Annotated in this window: 16 protein-coding genes; 13 read left to right on the forward strand and 3 right to left on the reverse strand. The window is 71.1% G+C overall.

Going from position 1 to position 16,301, the window contains the following annotated elements; all coding sequences use genetic code 11:
• Positions 1-35: 35 nt before the first annotated feature.
• Both ACQPZX_RS25920 and ACQPZX_RS25925 read left to right on the forward strand, forming a co-directional pair.
• Positions 36-1,838 carry a glycoside hydrolase family 15 protein gene (locus tag ACQPZX_RS25920; protein WP_433359978.1) on the forward strand — a complete coding sequence of 601 codons (1,803 nt, stop codon included), beginning with the start codon at positions 36-38 and terminating at the stop codon, positions 1,836-1,838.
• Positions 1,839-1,848: 10 nt separating this feature from the next.
• Complete coding sequence (locus ACQPZX_RS25925; protein WP_433359981.1) at positions 1,849-2,349, forward strand: hypothetical protein; 501 nt, start codon at positions 1,849-1,851, stop codon at positions 2,347-2,349.
• Here the strand turns inward: ACQPZX_RS25925 and ACQPZX_RS25930 are convergent.
• The gene (locus tag ACQPZX_RS25930) at positions 2,324-3,070 is read right to left on the reverse strand and encodes a hypothetical protein (protein WP_433359984.1); all 747 of its coding nucleotides are present in this window, start codon (positions 3,068-3,070) and stop codon (positions 2,324-2,326) included. The genes ACQPZX_RS25925 and ACQPZX_RS25930 overlap by 26 nt on opposite strands.
• Positions 3,071-3,108: 38 nt before the next feature.
• Between ACQPZX_RS25930 and ACQPZX_RS25935 the strand changes: the two genes are divergently transcribed.
• Genes ACQPZX_RS25935 through larC form a run of 4 tightly spaced genes read left to right on the forward strand, consistent with a single transcriptional unit; the run spans position 3,109 to position 6,927 of the window.
• Positions 3,109-4,086: an AraC family transcriptional regulator gene (locus ACQPZX_RS25935; RefSeq protein ID WP_433359987.1), complete on the forward strand. Its 978-nt coding sequence runs from the start codon at positions 3,109-3,111 to the stop codon at positions 4,084-4,086.
• On the forward strand, positions 4,083-4,898 hold the full coding sequence (gene larE / locus ACQPZX_RS25940; protein WP_433359990.1) for an ATP-dependent sacrificial sulfur transferase LarE: 816 nt from the start codon (positions 4,083-4,085) through the stop codon (positions 4,896-4,898). Before ACQPZX_RS25935 ends, larE begins: the two co-directional genes overlap by 4 nt.
• The gene (gene larB, locus ACQPZX_RS25945; RefSeq protein WP_433359993.1) at positions 4,895-5,557 is read left to right on the forward strand and encodes a nickel pincer cofactor biosynthesis protein LarB; all 663 of its coding nucleotides are present in this window, start codon (positions 4,895-4,897) and stop codon (positions 5,555-5,557) included. The genes larE and larB overlap by 4 nt, the downstream gene beginning before the upstream one ends.
• Entirely contained in the window at positions 5,554-6,927 is a 1,374-nt protein-coding gene (larC, locus tag ACQPZX_RS25950; protein WP_433359996.1) for a nickel pincer cofactor biosynthesis protein LarC, read from the forward strand. Before larB ends, larC begins: the two co-directional genes overlap by 4 nt.
• Before the next feature lie 31 nt (positions 6,928-6,958).
• Here the strand turns inward: larC and uxaC are convergent, their stop codons facing one another.
• A complete protein-coding gene (gene uxaC, locus ACQPZX_RS25955) occupies positions 6,959-8,344 on the reverse strand; it encodes a glucuronate isomerase (RefSeq protein ID WP_433359999.1) in 1,386 nt (461 codons plus the stop codon).
• A 159-nt stretch (positions 8,345-8,503) separates the two neighbouring features.
• On the opposite strand from uxaC, the gene ACQPZX_RS25960 reads away from it, so the two are divergent.
• Genes ACQPZX_RS25960 through ACQPZX_RS25990 form a run of 7 tightly spaced genes read left to right on the forward strand, consistent with a single transcriptional unit; the run spans position 8,504 to position 15,283 of the window.
• The gene (locus tag ACQPZX_RS25960; protein ID WP_433360002.1) at positions 8,504-9,832 is read left to right on the forward strand and encodes an ABC transporter substrate-binding protein; all 1,329 of its coding nucleotides are present in this window, start codon (positions 8,504-8,506) and stop codon (positions 9,830-9,832) included.
• Between the two features lie 16 nt (positions 9,833-9,848).
• A complete protein-coding gene (locus ACQPZX_RS25965; protein ID WP_433360005.1) occupies positions 9,849-10,784 on the forward strand; it encodes a carbohydrate ABC transporter permease in 936 nt (311 codons plus the stop codon).
• A complete protein-coding gene (locus ACQPZX_RS25970) occupies positions 10,781-11,644 on the forward strand; it encodes a carbohydrate ABC transporter permease (RefSeq protein ID WP_433360008.1) in 864 nt (287 codons plus the stop codon). Before ACQPZX_RS25965 ends, ACQPZX_RS25970 begins: the two co-directional genes overlap by 4 nt.
• Positions 11,641-12,531 (forward strand): Gfo/Idh/MocA family protein, encoded by an 891-nt coding sequence (locus ACQPZX_RS25975; RefSeq protein WP_433360011.1) that lies wholly within the window; start codon positions 11,641-11,643, stop codon positions 12,529-12,531. Before ACQPZX_RS25970 ends, ACQPZX_RS25975 begins: the two co-directional genes overlap by 4 nt.
• A gap of 12 nt (positions 12,532-12,543) precedes the next feature.
• Entirely contained in the window at positions 12,544-13,371 is an 828-nt protein-coding gene (locus tag ACQPZX_RS25980; protein WP_433360014.1) for a sugar phosphate isomerase/epimerase family protein, read from the forward strand.
• Positions 13,368-14,426, forward strand: coding sequence for a Gfo/Idh/MocA family protein (locus ACQPZX_RS25985; RefSeq protein WP_433360017.1), 1,059 nt, complete (start codon positions 13,368-13,370; stop codon positions 14,424-14,426). The genes ACQPZX_RS25980 and ACQPZX_RS25985 overlap by 4 nt, the downstream gene beginning before the upstream one ends.
• Positions 14,423-15,283: a sugar phosphate isomerase/epimerase family protein gene (locus ACQPZX_RS25990; protein ID WP_433360020.1), complete on the forward strand. Its 861-nt coding sequence runs from the start codon at positions 14,423-14,425 to the stop codon at positions 15,281-15,283. The genes ACQPZX_RS25985 and ACQPZX_RS25990 overlap by 4 nt, the downstream gene beginning before the upstream one ends.
• Here ACQPZX_RS25990 and ACQPZX_RS25995 read toward each other — a convergent pair.
• Positions 15,169-16,254: a LacI family DNA-binding transcriptional regulator gene (locus tag ACQPZX_RS25995; protein ID WP_433360023.1), complete on the reverse strand. Its 1,086-nt coding sequence runs from the start codon at positions 16,252-16,254 to the stop codon at positions 15,169-15,171. The two genes, ACQPZX_RS25990 and ACQPZX_RS25995, sit on opposite strands and share 115 nt — an antisense overlap.
• Between the last annotated feature and the right edge of the window lie 47 nt (positions 16,255-16,301).

The raw sequence follows: 16,301 nt of genomic DNA on the forward strand, positions 1-16,301 counted from the left end.
CATCAGCGCACGTCCGCCCGGGTAAGAACCGGGGCATGGCGCTTCGGATCGAGGACTACGCGATCATCGCGGACACGCAGACCGCGGCCCTGGTGGGGCGGGACGGGTCGATCGACTGGTTCTGCGCGCCGCGGTTCGACTCGGGGGCGGTGTTCGCGGCGCTGCTCGGCAACGAGGAGAACGGGCACTGGACGGTCCGGCCGGCCGGCGACGTCGTGGCCATCCGGCGGCGCTACCGGGACGACACGCTGGTGCTGGAGACGGAGTTCGAGACGGCGGACGGCATCGCGCGGCTGATCGATTTCATGCCGCCGCGCGGGGAGGCGCCCGACATCATCCGGATCGTGGAGGGCGTGCGCGGCGCCGTACGGATGGAAATGATCTTGCGGTTGCGCTTTGACTACGGGCACGTGGTGCCGTGGGTGTATCGCGAGCAGGACGACCTGGTGGCGGTGGCCGGCCCGGACGCGGCCTGGCTGCGCACGCCGGTCGGGACGCGCGGGGAGAACCTGGCGACGCGGGCCGAGTTCGAGGTGACGACCGGCGACCGGGTGCCGTTCGTGCTGACCTGGCGGCCCTCGCACCTGCCGGCGCCGGAGCCGGTCGACGCGATGCACGAGCTGGGTGTGACCGAGGGCTACTGGCGGGGCTGGGTATCGGCGTGCACCTACGAGGGCGAGTACCGCGACGCCGTCGTACGGTCGCTGCTGACCCTCAAAGCCCTGACCTACGCACCCACCGGGGGCATCGTCGCGGCCGCCACCACCAGCCTGCCCGAGAAGCTCGGCGGCGTGCGCAACTGGGACTACCGGTTCTGCTGGCTGCGCGACGCCACCATCACGCTGCAGTCGCTGCTCTACTCCGGTTTCCAGAGCGAGGCCATCGCCTGGCGCAAGTGGTTGCTGCGGGCGATCGCCGGAAACCCGGCGGAACTGCAGATCATGTACGGCGTGGCGGGCGAGCGCCGCCTCGACGAGTACGTCGCGAACTGGCTGACCGGTTACGACGGCAATCCCGTACGGATCGGCAACGCCGCCGCCGAGCAGTTCCAGCTGGACGTGTACGGCGAGGTGATGGACGCCCTGCACCAGGGCCGCCGGGCGGGTCTGAAGGCCGACGACCCGGCGTGGGGCCTGCAGGTGAAGCTGATGTCGTTCGTCGAGGAGCACTGGCGCGACCCCGACGAGGGGATCTGGGAGGTGCGCGGCGGGCCGAAGCAGTTCGTCCACTCGAAGCTGATGGCGTGGGTGGCGGCCGACCGGGCGGTGAAGGCGGTCGAGGAGTTCGATCTGGACGGGCCGATCGACCGCTGGACCGCGCTGCGCGACGAGATCCGCGACGAGATCCTGGCGAAAGGCTACGACCCGTCCCGCAAGACCTTCACCCAGTTCTACGGCTCCGACGAGCTGGACGCGGCGATGCTGATGGTGCCGCTGGTGGGTTTTCTCCCGGGCGACGACGAGCGTGTGATCGGCACGGTCGCCGCCATCGAGCAGCACCTGATGGCCGACGGTTTCGTGCAGCGCTACACCCAGCACCCCGGCACCGACGTCGACGGCCTGCCGCCGGGCGAGGGCGCTTTCCTGGCGTGCACGTTCTGGCTGGCCAGCAACTACGCCCTGATGGGCCGCGGCGACGACGCGCGGGAAACTTTCGCGCGCCTGCTGTCGTTGCGCAACGACGTCGGGTTGCTGGCCGAGGAGTACGACACGACCGAGCACCGGCTGGTCGGAAACTTTCCGCAGGCGTTCAGCCACGTTCCCCTGATCGACACGGCCCGCACCCTCGGCGCCGCCCTCGCGCCGACGGAAGCCCGCGCCCGTGAAGGGCTCAAGTAGCCTCGGCGGTGTGGCCGAGGCCGAGCGACCGATCATCTGGTACGCCAACAGCGACGACCCCTACTACACGTTGCGCCACAGTGGCGGCCCGATCGTGGCGTGCTTCCTGTTGCCGGCCCTGCTGGTGCTCTGCGCCGGCGCCGCCAACGGCGCGCCCGCCCTGCCGCTGCTGCTCTGCTGCGCGCTGGTCCCGGTTGCGATCGCCGTCGCGGCCTGGGAGTTCCTGCTCGACCGGCGCACGGTGGTGGAGATGCGGCTGGCCGGCGGGGAGCTGACCCTGATCCGGGTGGGCGGCGGCGCCGTCACCTACCCGCTCGGCGAGGTGCGCCGGATCGAGGTGGCTCGCACCTTCCGCGACGGCGCCCTCGCTGCCACCCGGATGCGGCTGCACGTCGGCGATCGGATCGAGCGCACCCGTTCCGGACCGGCGAACCTGCCGGACGGCTGGGCCGACGCCGTGACCGTGGCCGAGATCGACGTGCGGATCAGCGAGAAACACCACAACGACTGACCGAGGTCAGGTCCTCGCTCGCCGCCCACAACTCCGCGCGCCGGGCGGCGCTGACCCGGGCCGGGATCGGCAACGGGCGGCCGCCCGGCCCGTAGAAGCCCGACGGCAGGCGCGGCCCGGTCGCCAGTCGCACCGGCACCTCCGCCGCGACGGCCGGGTCGGCGCCGAACCTCCGCTGCGCCGCGTCGAGGATCCCACGCAGCGGCCCCGGCACGCCGTGGGCATCCCGGAACACCCGGGTCGCCACCAGACCCGGATACACGCAACTCACCGCGAGGCCCGGATACCGCGCCGCCAGCTCCACCGCGAACAGGTCGTTCGCGAACTGCGTACGCCCCGAGATCCGCAGCCCCCGGCCGCCGCGAAGAGCCCGGGCGTCTCCCAGCGTGTCCGGGTACCGGCCCGCCGCCGCGACCAGCACCACCCGCCCGTCCGGGGCCAGCCGGGGCAGCAGCAGCCGCACCAGCAGGAACCGCGACAGGTAGTTGAGCACGAAGGACCGCTCCAGCCCTTCGGCAGTCGTCTCGGCGCGCAGCGAGAACACCCCGGCACAGCACACGATGGCGTCCAGCCGCCGCGGCGCCTCCGCGGCCGCGCGGACGGTCTCGCTCAGCAAACTCAGGTCGGCCCGGCTCCGGCCCACCGTCACCGCCCGCTCCCCCAAGGCGGCCGCGACCGCGCCACCAATCCCCGTCGAACCCGTCACCAGCACCTTGTCCATACCTCGACGCTAGGAACGCGCGGCGGGACAATCCAGGCGTGTCCGTCCCGCAAACCACCTCGGACGTCCTGGGCGCGATCCTGCGCGAACTGCGGTTCACCAGTGCCGCGTACCGCTGGATCGAGATGACCGCGCCGTTCCGGCTCGTCTTCGACCGGCCGGGGCTGCGCGGCGTGCACCTGATCGCGGCCGGCGCGTGCGAGCTGGCGCTCCCGGACGGCGAGGTCGTCCCGCTCAGCGCCGGGGACAGCGTGATCCTGCCGCGCGGCGACGACCACGAGCTGCGCTCCGGCCGCGCGATGGCCACCTCGGGCTTCGAGCTGGCGGCGCGTACGCCGGGCGCCCGGCTGCGGGGCGGCGGCCCGGGCGCGCGGGTGTCGGCGACGATCGTGTGTGGCGCGTTCGTCACCGACGATCCCGAGCATCCCGCGCTGCGTGGCCTGCCCCGGGTGCTGCACATCCCCGGCGTGGGCGGCGACCCGCCGCGCTGGCTGACGCCGTACGTGGAAGCGCTGCGCCAGGAGGCCTTCGATCCCGGCCCGGCCGGTGACGTGGTCATGGCCCGGCTGTCGGACGCGCTGATCGCCCGGGCGCTGCGCTGGCACGGCGAGAGCGCCGACCACAGCGGGTGGCTGGCGGGCCTGCGCGACCCGCACCTGGCCGCCGCGCTGGGCGCGCTGCACGCCGATCCCGCCCGCCCGTGGACCCTCCGCTCGCTGGCCGCCACGGCGGGCCTGTCCCGGACCTCGTTCGCGGCCCGGTTCGCCGCCGCCGTCGGTGAGCCGCCGATGCGCTACCTGCAGTCGCTGCGGCTGCACCACGCCCGGCGCCTGCTGCGCGACGAGCGGCTGACCGTCGCCGCGGTGGCCGCCCGCGTCGGCTACGCCTCCGAGGGCGCGTTCGCCGCCCGTTTCCGGCAGGCCTTCGGGGTGCCGCCCGGGGCGTGGCGACGCGGCGCAACATCTGGCAACCGCTTGGCGCGTGGCAGGGTGGACGGCATGGAATGGCAATCATGACCAGCGACCTGCTCGACCGCGCCACCGCCTCCCTGGAGACGCAACTGGACGGGGTGCGACGGCTGGGGGTGGCCTTCTCCGGCGGCGTCGACTCGTCGGTGCTGCTGGCGCTCGCCGCCCGCGCCCTGGGCCCGTCCCATGTCGTCGCTCTGCTCGGGGTTTCGCCGAGCCTGGCCGCCGACGAACGCGAGGGGGCGCACGAGGTCGCCCGCCACGTCGGGGTACGGCTGGCCGAGGTCGAGACCCACGAGGGCGAGCGCGCCGAGTACCGGGCGAACGGCCCCGACCGCTGCTTCCACTGCAAGGACGAGCTGTTCACCCGCATCGAGGCCGCATCGTACGGCCTGGACGCGGTCGCCTACGGGGAGAACGCCGACGACGTGCGCCGCACCGACCGCCCCGGTTCGCGCGCGGCGGCCGACCACAACGTGCTCACCCCGCTTGCCACCGCCGGGCTGACCAAGGCCGACGTCCGCAGCATCGCCCGCTCGCTGGGCCTGCCGAGCGCCGACAAGCCGGCCGCGCCGTGCCTGGCGTCCCGCATCCCGCATTTCATCCCGGTCGACGCGGTCAAGCTGAGCCAGGTGGAGCGCGCGGAGGCGGCGCTGCGCCGGCTGGGTTTCGGCGATTTTCGCGTACGGCACCACGGCGACATCGCCCGGCTGGAGCTCCCGCCCGACGACCTGGCCCGGGCGGCGACCACCCTGCGCGAGGCCGTCGTGTCCGCGGTAACCGGCGCCGGCTTCCGCTACGTGACGCTGGACCTGGCCGGCATCCAGTCGGGCGCCTTCACCCGGGCAGCCACCCGGTGACCGACCTTTCCGCGTTCGCCGATCTCGACCTCGATCGCGCCCGGCGGCGCGGCTACCCCGAGGCTGTCTTCTGTGCCGGCAAGACCGAGTCCCAGGTCGCCGGGATCGCCGCCGAGATGCGCACCCACCCGGAGGTCGTCACCCTCTTCACCCGCGCGACCGAGGCCCACGCCGCCGCCGTCCGGAAAGAGCTGCCCGACGCCCTCCACGACGAGGAGGCCTGCCTGCTCGCCTGGCCACCCACGCCGCCCGCGCCGACCGGCGGCCCGGTGGCAGTCGTGGCCGCCGGCACCTCCGACCTGCCGGTGGCCCGCGAGGCGCTGCTGACCGCCCGCTACCTCGGCCGCCACGCCGACCTGGTGGTGGACGTCGGGGTCGCCGGCCTGCACCGCATCCTGGGCCACCTCGACCTCCTGCGCCGCGCCCGCGCCGTGGTGGTCGTGGCCGGCATGGACGGCGCGCTCCCCGGGGTGGTGGCCGGCCTGATCTCCGCGCCGGTGGTGGCGGTGCCGACGTCGGTCGGCTACGGCGCCGCCTTCGAAGGACTGGCGGCGCTGCTCACGATGCTCAACGCCTGCGCCCCCGGCGTGGCGGTCGTGAACATCGACAACGGCTACGGCGCGGGCCACCTCGCCGCCCAGATCGCCGCCCCCGCATGACCGAACGGCACGCCTGGATCGACGCCTCCGCCGGGGTCGCCGGGGACATGCTGCTCGGCGCCCTCCTGGACGCCGGCGCAAGCCTCGCCGCGGTGCGAGCCGCGGTCAGCGCCGTCGCCGACCGGACGGCGGCCGACATCACCGACGTCTCTGACGCGGACCAGACCGCGGCCGACACCACCGACGCGCGGAACGCGGACCGGGCGGCGGCCGCCGTGGCCGGCCCCGGCCCGAGCGTCTGGGTGAGCCTCCGGCCGGTGACCCGGGCCGGGTTGCGTGCCCTCAAGGTGGACGTTCAAGCGCTGGCCGGACAGCCGCCCGCGCGCACCTGGCAGGACGTGCGCGCCATGCTCGGCCGCGCGTCGCTGCCGGAGCCGGTCCGCCGCAACGCCGTCGCGGTGTTCAAGACGCTCGCCGAAGCTGAAGCCCGGGTGCATGGCGTGTCACCGGACGAAGTGCATTTCCATGAAGTCGGGGCGTTCGACGCGATCGCCGACGTGGTGGGGTGCTGCGCCGCGCTCGACGACCTGGGGATCACGACGGTGTCGGCCGGGCCGGTGGCGCTCGGCTCCGGGAGCGTCCGCACGCAGCACGGGCGGCTGCCGGTGCCGGCGCCCGCGGTGGCCGAGCTGGCGAAGGGCTGGCAGGTGTCCGCGGGCGGCGACGGCGAACTGGCGACGCCGACCGGGATGGCGCTGCTGCGCACCTTCGCCGGGGTGTGCGAGCCGCTGCCACCGATGGTCCTGGACACGGTCGGCGTGGGTGCGGGCGGCCGCGACCCGGCCGGGAACGCCAACGTCGTCCGGGTGATGATCGGGAGCCGGGTCGAGAAAGCGGCGGCCGTGCAAATGTCCACCGGCGCGCGGACGACCGGCTCCGCGCACGAGGCCGCCGAGACGCTCGTGCTGCTCGAGGCCAACGTGGACGATCTCGACCCGCGGCTGTGGCCCGGAGTCCTGGAGGGACTGCTGGAACTCGGCGCGGCCGACGCGTGGCTGACGCCGATCCTGATGAAGAAGGGCCGGCCGGCGCATCTGCTGAGCGTGCTCGGCCGCGCCGGCAACGCCGATGCCCTCCGTGAGCGGATATTTCGGGATACGAGCACGCTCGGCGTCCGTCACAGCACGCGCGGGCGGGTGGCGCTGGAGCGCGGCTTCGTCGAGGTGCCGATAGGCGAGGACCGGGTGACGGTGAAAGTCGGCCACCGGGAGGGTGTGCTGGTCCAGGTGATGCCGGAGTTCGGGGACGTGGCCGCGCTCGCCCGCCGCACCGGCCGCCCGGAACGTCTCGTGCTCCAGGAGGCAATGACGGCCGCGGCCGCGGAGGGACTCGTGGTGGGCGCCGCAGTTCCGGACGAGCTCAAAGACTGAAGACGGCGAAGACCGCGAGGGCGGGCGCGGCTCAGAGCTTGAAGACCGTGCGGGGCTGCGTGGTCACCAGGGCCGTCAGCGTGTCGACGGCCTCCTCCTCGTCGAGCCGGTGCTCGGCAACCAGGGAGGCCAGGAACCCGGCGTCGAGGCGGCGGGACATCTCGTGGCGGGCCGGGATCGAGCAGAACGCCCGGGTGTCGTCGATGAAGCCCGACAAGCGGGAGAAGCCCGCGATCTCGGTGACCGCCTGCTGGTAGCGCCGGATCTCGGCCGGATTGTCGAGGAACCACCACGGCGCCCCGGCGTACACGGACGGATAGAACCCGGCCAGCGGCGCGATCTCGCGGCTGTACACGGTCGCGTCCACGGTGAACAGCACCAGGTGGAACCCGGGGTGGGTGCCGAACCGCTCGAGCAGCGGCTGCAGCGCCCGGGTGAACTCGACCGCGACCGGGATGTCGTGCCCGGTGTCGGGGCCGAAGGCGGCCAGCGTCGCCGGGTGGTGGTTGCGGTGGATGCCGGGATGCAGGGTCATGACGAGGCCGTCGTCGCAGGACATGCGGGCCATCTCGAAGATCATGTGGCGGCGGAAGGCGGTCGCCTCGGCGGCCGTGATCGTGCCGGCCAGCGCCGCGCGATAGAGCCGGTCAGGGTGGTCGTGCGGCGCCGCGCCGGCGTCGACGGCGCCGTGGTCGGCCGAGACCGCGCCGTGCGCGATGAAGTAGCGCCGCCGCTCCTCCAGGGCCGCGATGAAACCGGCGTAGTCGCCGACATCCCCGCCCAGTTCCTTGACGTCGGAGACCCAGCCGGGCCGGTCGACCGCGAAGTACCGGTCGGGCCGGAAGGTCGGCGCGACCGTCGTCGCCACTTGCGGGTCGTCGCGCAGAGCCTGATGCGCGGCCAGGTCGTCGGCGGGATCGTCGGTCGTCGCCAGGAAGTCGATGCCGAACTGGCGCAGCAGCGCCCGCGGCCGCCGGCTGGGCGAGACCAGCAGCGACGCGATCCGGTCGTAGAGATCGTCGGCATTGGACGAGGAGGGCCGGGCGATGATCCCGAAGACGTCGGCGAGCGAGCTCTCGAACCAGTACCGCACCGGCGTCCCCCGCAACAGATGCCAGTTCTCGCAGAGCAGCCGCCAGGCTTTCCGCGCGCGGTCGTCCGGCAGCGGCCCCTCCCCCACGCCCAGATCGCGCATCGACACGCCGCCGGCGTGCAGCAGCCGGGTCACGTAGTGATCGGGCTGGATGAACAGGCTGGTCGGATCGGCGAACGGTGTGTCGTCGCGCAGGATCCGCGGGTCGACGTGGCCGTGCGGGCTGACGATCGGCAACTCCCGGACCTCGTCGTAGAGGCGGCGCGCGATTGAGCGCACCCCGGGGTCGGCGGGCAGCAGGCGGTCGGGGTGCGGGGCAGCCATGTGCCCGAGCGTGAGCGGCGCGAGCTGTGACAAGCAAGCTGTTGCCACTTGTTGCCTGACCGGCGGGGCAACAACTGGCAACCGCTTGCCTGCCGCGAGCAGCGGAGCGAACAGTGACCGTCATCACTCCATCCGCGGCACGCACCGAAGGAGACGAACATGCGTACCGGAAAGATCATTGCGCTGGTCGGTGCGACGGTGCTGGCCGCCGCGCTCACCGCTTGCGGGGGCGACGACGACAGCGCCGGCGGCGGCGAGGGCAAGACCCTCGACGTGCTGATCGGGGCGAACACGCAGTACCCCGAGGAGTTCCAGGCCTGGCAGAAGTCGATCAGCGAGAAGTTCAAGGCGCAGACCGGCGCGACGGTGAAGTTCGAGACGTTCGCCAGCGCCAACGACGAGCTCACCAAGATACAGACCTCGGTGGTGTCCGGCTCCGGGCCCGACGTGTACGCCGTCGGCACCACCTTCACCCCCACCGCCTACTCGACCGGCGCGTTCGTGAAGCTGGGCGACGAGGAGTGGAAGAAGATCGGCGGCAAGGAGAAGTTCAACCCCGCCACGCTCGGCATCTCCGGCCCGGACGAGAGCAACCAGGTCGGCATCCCGTGGGTGAGCCGCCCGTTCGTCATGGCCTACAACACCGAGCTGCTCAAGGCGGCCGGCATCGACAAGCCGGCGACCAGCTGGGACGAGCTGACCCAGCAGGCCAAGCAGCTCACCAAGGACGGCCAGTACGGCCTCGCGGTCGCGTACAAGGACAACTTCGACCCGTGGAAGTTCGTCTGGGGCATGTCGGTGCAGGCCGGCAACCCCCTCGTGGACGGTAAGACGGCGAAGCTGCAGGACCCGACCGTGCAGAAGGCGTACGAGACGTACTTCGGCTGGCTGACCAACGACAAGGTGGTCGACCCCGCCGCCGTCGGCTGGACGAACCCGCAGGCCCTGGCGTCGTTCGCGAAGGGCAAGACCGGCTACTTCCTGCTCACCACCACGACCGCGACGAACTCCCTCGAGCAGGGCGCGGTGAAGGGCAAGTGGGCGTTCACGCTGCTGCCGACCGTGCCCCCGGGCGCCACGAGCAGGCCCGCCAACGGCGTCGAGGCGGCCAGCATCCTCTCCGGCGACAACCTCCTGGTCGCGGACTATTCGAAGAACAAAGACCTGGCTTTCGAGTACGTCAAACTGGTCACCGACCCGGACGTGCAGCTCGACTACTACAAGAAGTTCGGCAACCTGCCCGCGAACGCCTCGGCGCTGCAGACCCTGGCGTCGGACCCGAAGCTGGGCCCGGTGACCGAGGCGGCCAAGAAGTCGGTGGCCACGCCGTTCACCGGCGCCTGGAGCGACATCCAGCTCGCGCTCACCAACGTGGCCGTGCAGTCGCTGCCCGACCTGGCCAAGGGATCGCTCACCCCGGCGCAGATCTCCGCCCGCGTCGCCGACGCCCAGAAGGCCGCCCAGTCGTCCCTGGACAGGGCGAAGTGAAAAAGGGCGCAGTGAGATGACGACACTTGCCAGGGCGCCGCGGAAGGAAGCGGCGCCCAAGGAACCGAAGCGCAAGGGTGTGACCGAGCGCCAGCGCCCGCTGTGGCTGCTGACGCCGGGCGGCCTGCTGATGGTCGTGGTCATCCTGATCCCGCTCGTGCTCGCGCTGTGGATCTCGCTGATCGACCTGGACCAGTACACGCTGCGCCGCTGGGTCGAGGCCCCGTTCATCGGCCTGGCGAACTACGCCGAGTCGCTCGACTCCGGGCTGCTGCACTCGATCTGGATCAGCGTGTCGTTCGCGGTCATCTCCACGGTCGCGACCGTGCCGATCGGGATCGCGGCCGCGCTGGTCACGCAGAACGCGTACAAGGGCCGCGGCATCATCCGGGCGGTCTTTCTCATCCCGTACGTGCTGCCGTCGTTCGTCGTCGCGTCGGTGTGGCGAACCATGCTGCAGCCGGACGGCATCGTGAACAGCATCCTCGGCAAGGACGGAACGCTCTGGCTCAGCGGCCCGAACTCCTACTGGACGCTGATCCTCGTCGAGATCTGGGCCGCGTGGCCGTTCATCTACCTGATGTCGCTGGCCGGGCTGCAGTCGGTCGACCACGAGGTGCACGAGGCGTCGGCGGTGGACGGCGTGACCTGGTGGCCGAAGCTGATCAAGGTGATCCTGCCCTACCTGCGCGGGCCGGTGCTGCTGGCCTGCCTGCTGGCGACGCTCAACCACATCAACAACTTCACACTGCCGTTCGTATTGTTCGGCGCGCCCGCCCCGGACAACGTCAACGTGATGCCGATGCTGGTCTACGTCACCAGCTTCCAGAGCCTGCGGTTCGGGCTCAGCGCGGCGATGGCCGTGGTGTCGCTGATCCTGGTGCTCATCCCGCTTTTCGTCTATCTGCGGGCCGTCCGTCTCGACGTCCATGAAGAGGGGGTACGGCGATGAGCGCGCACGCCGAGGCCACGCGGCTGCTGCCCCGGCCGCTGCTGGTGACGATCACCGTGGTGCTGTGCGCGATGGTGCTGGTGCCGCTGTCGTACATCGTCCTCGCGTCGCTGAACACCGACGTGGGCGTTGCGGCCGGCGAGTTCTGGCCCAGCTCGTTCAGCCTGGAGAGCTACTCGAAGATCTGGACCACGGCCGACCTGTCCACCGGCATCGTCAACAGCCTGATCGTCTGCGGGTTCACCGCGGTCTTCTCGGCGCTGCTCGGCACCACCACCGCGTACGTGCTGGTCCGCTACCAGTTCCGCGGCCGGCTGACGATCCTGCGCGGGCTGGTCGGCCTGCAGAGCATCCCGGGCACCCTGATGCTGCTGCCGGTTTTCGTGCTGTTCTCCTCGGCGGGCAACTATCTGGGCCTGACCGTCGTCGGCACCAGGTGGGGGCTGTTCGTGGCGTACCTGACCTTCGCGCTGCCGTTCTCGACCTGGGTGATGGTCACCTATCTGCGGGGGCTGCCCCGCGAGCTGGAGGAGGCGGCCCGCACCGAGGGCGCCTCCACGCTGGTCATCCTGCGGCGGATCATCTTCCCGCTGAGCCTGCCCGCGATCGTCGTGGCGGCGATCTTCGCGTTCCTGCTGGGCTGGAACGACGTGCTGTTCGCGTCGGTGCTGACCCGGCCCGAGACGCACACCGCCGCCGTGGCGCTGCAGATCTTCGGGTCGTCGCAGGAGGGCGGCGCGCTGCCGGTGTACTCGCAGATGATGGCCGCGGCCCTGGTCTGCGCGGCCCCGGTGGTCATCCTCTACCTGGTGTTCCAGCGCTACCTGGTCGGCGGGCTGACGGCGGGCGGTGTCAAGTGACCCGGGTGGCGGTCGTCGGCCGCGGTGACGTTTCGGTGGTGCATCTCGCGGCGATCGAGAAGCTGGGCGCCGAGCTCGTCGGCGCCGATCAGCAGCCCGATGTCGTGCACATCTGCACTCCGCACGACCAGCACGTGCCGCTCGCCATCGAAGCGCTGGAAAGTGGCGCGCATGTTTTCCTCGAGAAGCCGGTGGCGCACACCGTCGAGGAGGCCGAGCGCCTGGTCGCGGCCGCGAAAGACTTTCCGCACCTGAAGGTCGGGGTCTGCCTGCAGAACCGCTACAACACGGCGTCCTCGGTGGCCCGGCAGAGGCTGAAGAGTCTCGGCTCGGTGAAGGGCGCCTCCGCCACGGTGATGTGGCACCGAACGCCCGAGTACTACCAGGCGAAGCCGTGGCGCGGGCAGAAGGCGCGCAGCGGCGGCGGTGTCCTGATAAATCAGGCCATCCACACCGTCGACCTGCTGCAGTGGCTGGTCGGCGAGGTCGTCACGGTGAACGGTGACGCCGGCACCTACAGCGGTTACGACATCGACGTCGAGGACACCGCGAGCCTGATCCTCGACCACGAAAATGGCGCCCGCAGCGTCCTTTTCGCCACCGTCACCAACGCCGTCGATTCCCCCGTCACCATCGAGATAGTCACCGACAAGGCCACGCTGCTATTGCGCGGCGACCTGACCATCACGCATCAGGACGGCACCGTCGAGGTGATCGCCGAGCGCCGCGCGAGCAGCGGCGGCCGCAGTTACTGGGGCGCCTCGCACGAGCTCATCATCGCCGACTTCTACCGCTCCCTCGCCGATCCCGAGCCGTTCTGGATCGGTCCCGGGGAAGCCCTGAAGTCGCAGCTGATCATCGACGCCGTCTACCGCCGGAACAATTGAAAGGCACCGCCGATGTGGACTCTCTCCGGATTCGCCGACGAGATCTCCCCCGATCTCACCGAACAATGTGAGGTCGCGGCCGGGCTCGGCCTCAAGCACATCGAGGTGCGCAGCGCCTGGGACGTCAACATCCTCGACCTGTCCCCCGATCAGCTCGCGACCATGCGAAAAACGCTTTCCACGTACGGGTTGAAGGTGTCCAGCATCGGGTCGCCGATCGGGAAGATCTTCATCGACGAGGATTTCGGCCCGCATCTGGACCGCATGCGGCACGCGGCCGAGGTGGCGCACGAGCTGGACGCCCCGTACATCCGCATCTTCTCGTTCTTCCTGCGGCCCGGCGCCGATCCCGCGGACCATCGCGAGGAAGTCATCGACCGGATGCGCGCGCTGGTGCGGGTCGCCGAGGAGGCCGACCTGATCCTGCTGCACGAGAACGAGAAACAGATTTACGGTGATGTGCCGGCGCGATGCCTGGACCTCATCCGCTCGGTCGGCTCGCCCTATCTGAAGCTGGCCTGGGACCCGGCGAATTTCGTGCAGGTCGGCGTGCGGCCCTACACCGACGCCTATGCGATGCTGCGCCCGCACGTCGAATACATCCAGATCAAGGACGCGTTTCTCGCCGACGGCACGGTGGTGCCCGCCGGGGAGGGCGACGGCGAGGTGGCGGCGACGATCCGCGCATTGCGACACGACGGATTCGACGGTTTCTTCTCCCTCGAACCGCACCTCGCGGCGGGCCACGCCACCGGCGGATTCAGCGGTCCCGAGCTCTTCCGCACGGCCTGGCGCGCCTTCACCGGGATTCTGCAGACCGAGGAGATTGAGTACGCGTGAGCACAGCACCCAAATTCGCCCTCGTCGGCGCCGGAGTCATCGGCAAGCACCACGGCATGGTGATGAGCCAGCTCACCGACCGGCTGGAACTGGTCGCCGTCGCCGATGTGGACCTCGAACGGGCCTCGGCGTTGACGGCCGAGCGCGGCGGCCACCCCTATTCGTCGCTGGACGAGGCCCTCGCCGGGCAGGACGTCGACGTGGTGGTCGTCTGCACGCCGACCGGGAAACACGGCGAGATCGCGATCGCGGCGCTCCAGGCCGGCAAGCACGTGATCATCGAGAAGCCGGCCGAGATCACCGTCGCGCGCACCGACGAGATCATCCGCGCCCGGCAGAAGGCGGGCACGCTGGTCACGGTCATCTCGCAGCACCGGTTCGACCCGGCCACCGAGCGGACCCTGGAGGCGATCGAGAAGGGCGAGCTCGGGCGGATCACGTCGGGGATCGCGTCGATCGACTGGTGGCGCGGGCAGAGTTACTACGACTCGGGCGGCTGGCGCGGCACCTGGGAGCTCGACGGCGGCGGCGCGCTGATGAACCAGGGCGTCCACACGGTCGACCTGCTCGTCGCGGCGCTCGGGCGGCCGGTGGAGGTCTTCGCCTACACCGGGACCCTCGCGCACGAGCGGATCGAGGTCGAGGACGTCGCGACCGGCGTGGTGCGGTTCGAGTCGGGGGCCCTGGGAATCCTGCACGCGACAACGGCCGCCTACCCGGGGCTGAGCGCGCGGCTGCAGGTGCACGGCGATCGCGGGTCGGCCGTCATCGACAACGACACGATGGCGTTCTTCCACTCCACGCCGGTAGGGGCCGCCCCTTCAGAAATGATGATGGGCGGGACGCAGTCCATTTCAGGCGGCAGCGGCGACACCGCGGCGGCCGCGAATCCCGGGCAACTTTCCGACGCGCACCGCCTGCAGTACCTCAACTTTCTCGGCGCGCTCGCCGGCACCGAGAAGCTGCGCGTCGACCTGGAGACCAACCGGCAGTCGATCGCCGTCATCACCGCCGCCTACGAGTCGGCGCGCACGGGAAAGCCGGTGTCGCTATGAGCCTGCTCGCCGCCAACCCGATTCCCTACTGGGCCTCGGCCGGCAAGACCCGTGAGGTTTTCGCGGAAGCTTTCGCGGATTTCCAGGGAATCGGGTTCACCGCCGTGAAAGCCGATGTGCCCGAGGGCATGACCGCTTCCGAGTATCGCGACTGGATCGGCGGCTACGGGCTGGCGCCGTCGCTGAGCCTGTTCAACTCGCCGTTCGACGAAACCGTCGCGCTGGGCGCCGAGATCGAGCGCGCTCGCGTGTTTGCGGGCGATCAGGTCGCGCTCGGGCTCGACCGTACGATGATCTCGTCGATGGCGAGACCGGAACGCCTGGCGCAACCCGCCGCCGGCGCCGGCTTCGACGCCGCGAGACTGGACCAGGCGATCGAGATGTGCGGCGAGGTGTGCCGCGTGCTGCGGAGCGAAGGCTTGCGGCCGCTGCACCACTCGCACGTCGGCGGGATCTTCGAGACCGAGCACGAGATCACCAAACTGCTCGACGACCTCGGGCCGGAGGTGATCGGCTTCGGGCCGGACACCGGGCATCTGCGCTGGGCCGGGATCGAGCCGGCCGGGTTCATCCGGCGCTACGCCGACCGGCTCGGCGGGATCCACATCAAGGACGTCTTCCCCGACCACCTCGGGCGCAACGATCTCTCGTACCATGACGCCGCCCGCACCAAGCGCCTGTGGGCCGAGCCCGGGCTCGGCGTCGTCGACTTCGCGGCCGTCCTCGACGCGATCCCCGCCGACTACGACGGCGACTTCATGATCGAAGTGGACGAGCCGAGCGTCGACTCCAAGCGGGAATCCCACCGGATGTCCTTCGACTGGGCCGTGAAAGCCCTGGCCGGCCGCCTGCGCTGAGCCGTCGAGCCGCGCACCACCAGGCGCACGGGCAGGATCAGCGGGTCGCCGCTCGGCTGCGCGCCCTGTGACACCGCGATGCAGTTGCGCACCCCGGTGAACCCCATCCGGTACAGCGGGGACGCGATGGTGGTGAGCTGCGGCTCGACCAGCTCGTCGAAGATGATGTTGTCGAAGCCCACCACGCTGACCTGCTCGGGCACGGTGATGCTCAGCCGGCCGAGCCCCTTGACGATGCCGATCGCGAGCTGGTCGTTGTACGCCTGCACGGCGGTGGCGTCCAGCTCCGCGACCCGCAGCGCCGCGCTCAGCCCGGCCAGGACGGTCGGCTCGTTCGGCCCGATCCGGCGGGCCTCGATGCCGAGCTCGGCCGCCACCCGCCGCATCGCCCGCCAGCGCACCCCGTCCGACCAGCTGGTCTCCGGCCCCGCCACGTACGCGATCCGCTCGTGCCCCAGCTGCGCGAGGTGCTCCACCGACCGCCGGATGCCGCGCTCGGCGTCGTTGAGCACGCAGTTCGCCTCGGGGATGCTGCGGTTGAGCAGCACGACGGCCTTCTGCTTGGCCACCATGCGCAGCGCCGAGTCGGTCATCCGCGAGCTCGCGATCACGAGCCCGTCGACCTGGCCCAGCTCCTGCTCGATCGTCTGCCGCTCCACCTTGGGCGACTCGTTGGTGTGCGACAGCATCAGCTGGTAGCCGGCCTCGCGGGCCGCCTCGTACGCGCCCTTGATGATGTCGCCGTAGAACGGGTTCGTGACGTCCGCGACCACCAGCGCGATCGCGTGCCGCCGCTCGCCGGCCGACGGCAGCCCGGCGTTCCCGGCCCGGTACCCGAGCGTCTCGGCGGCCTGGAAGATCCGCTGCGCGGTGTCCGCGTTCACCCGCCCCGGCCGTGCGTAGGCCCGCGACACCGTCGACGCGGACACCCCGGCCTCGCGCGCCACGTCGTAGATCGTCGGGCGCTTCATGTCGAGAATGTTAAATCTCTCGCGACCTTCCCGCTGTACTGCCGGTC

Origin of the sequence: Actinoplanes sp. CA-142083 (assembly GCF_050942195.1) — a bacterium.
Taxonomy (GTDB): Bacteria; Actinomycetota; Actinomycetes; order Mycobacteriales; family Micromonosporaceae; genus Actinoplanes.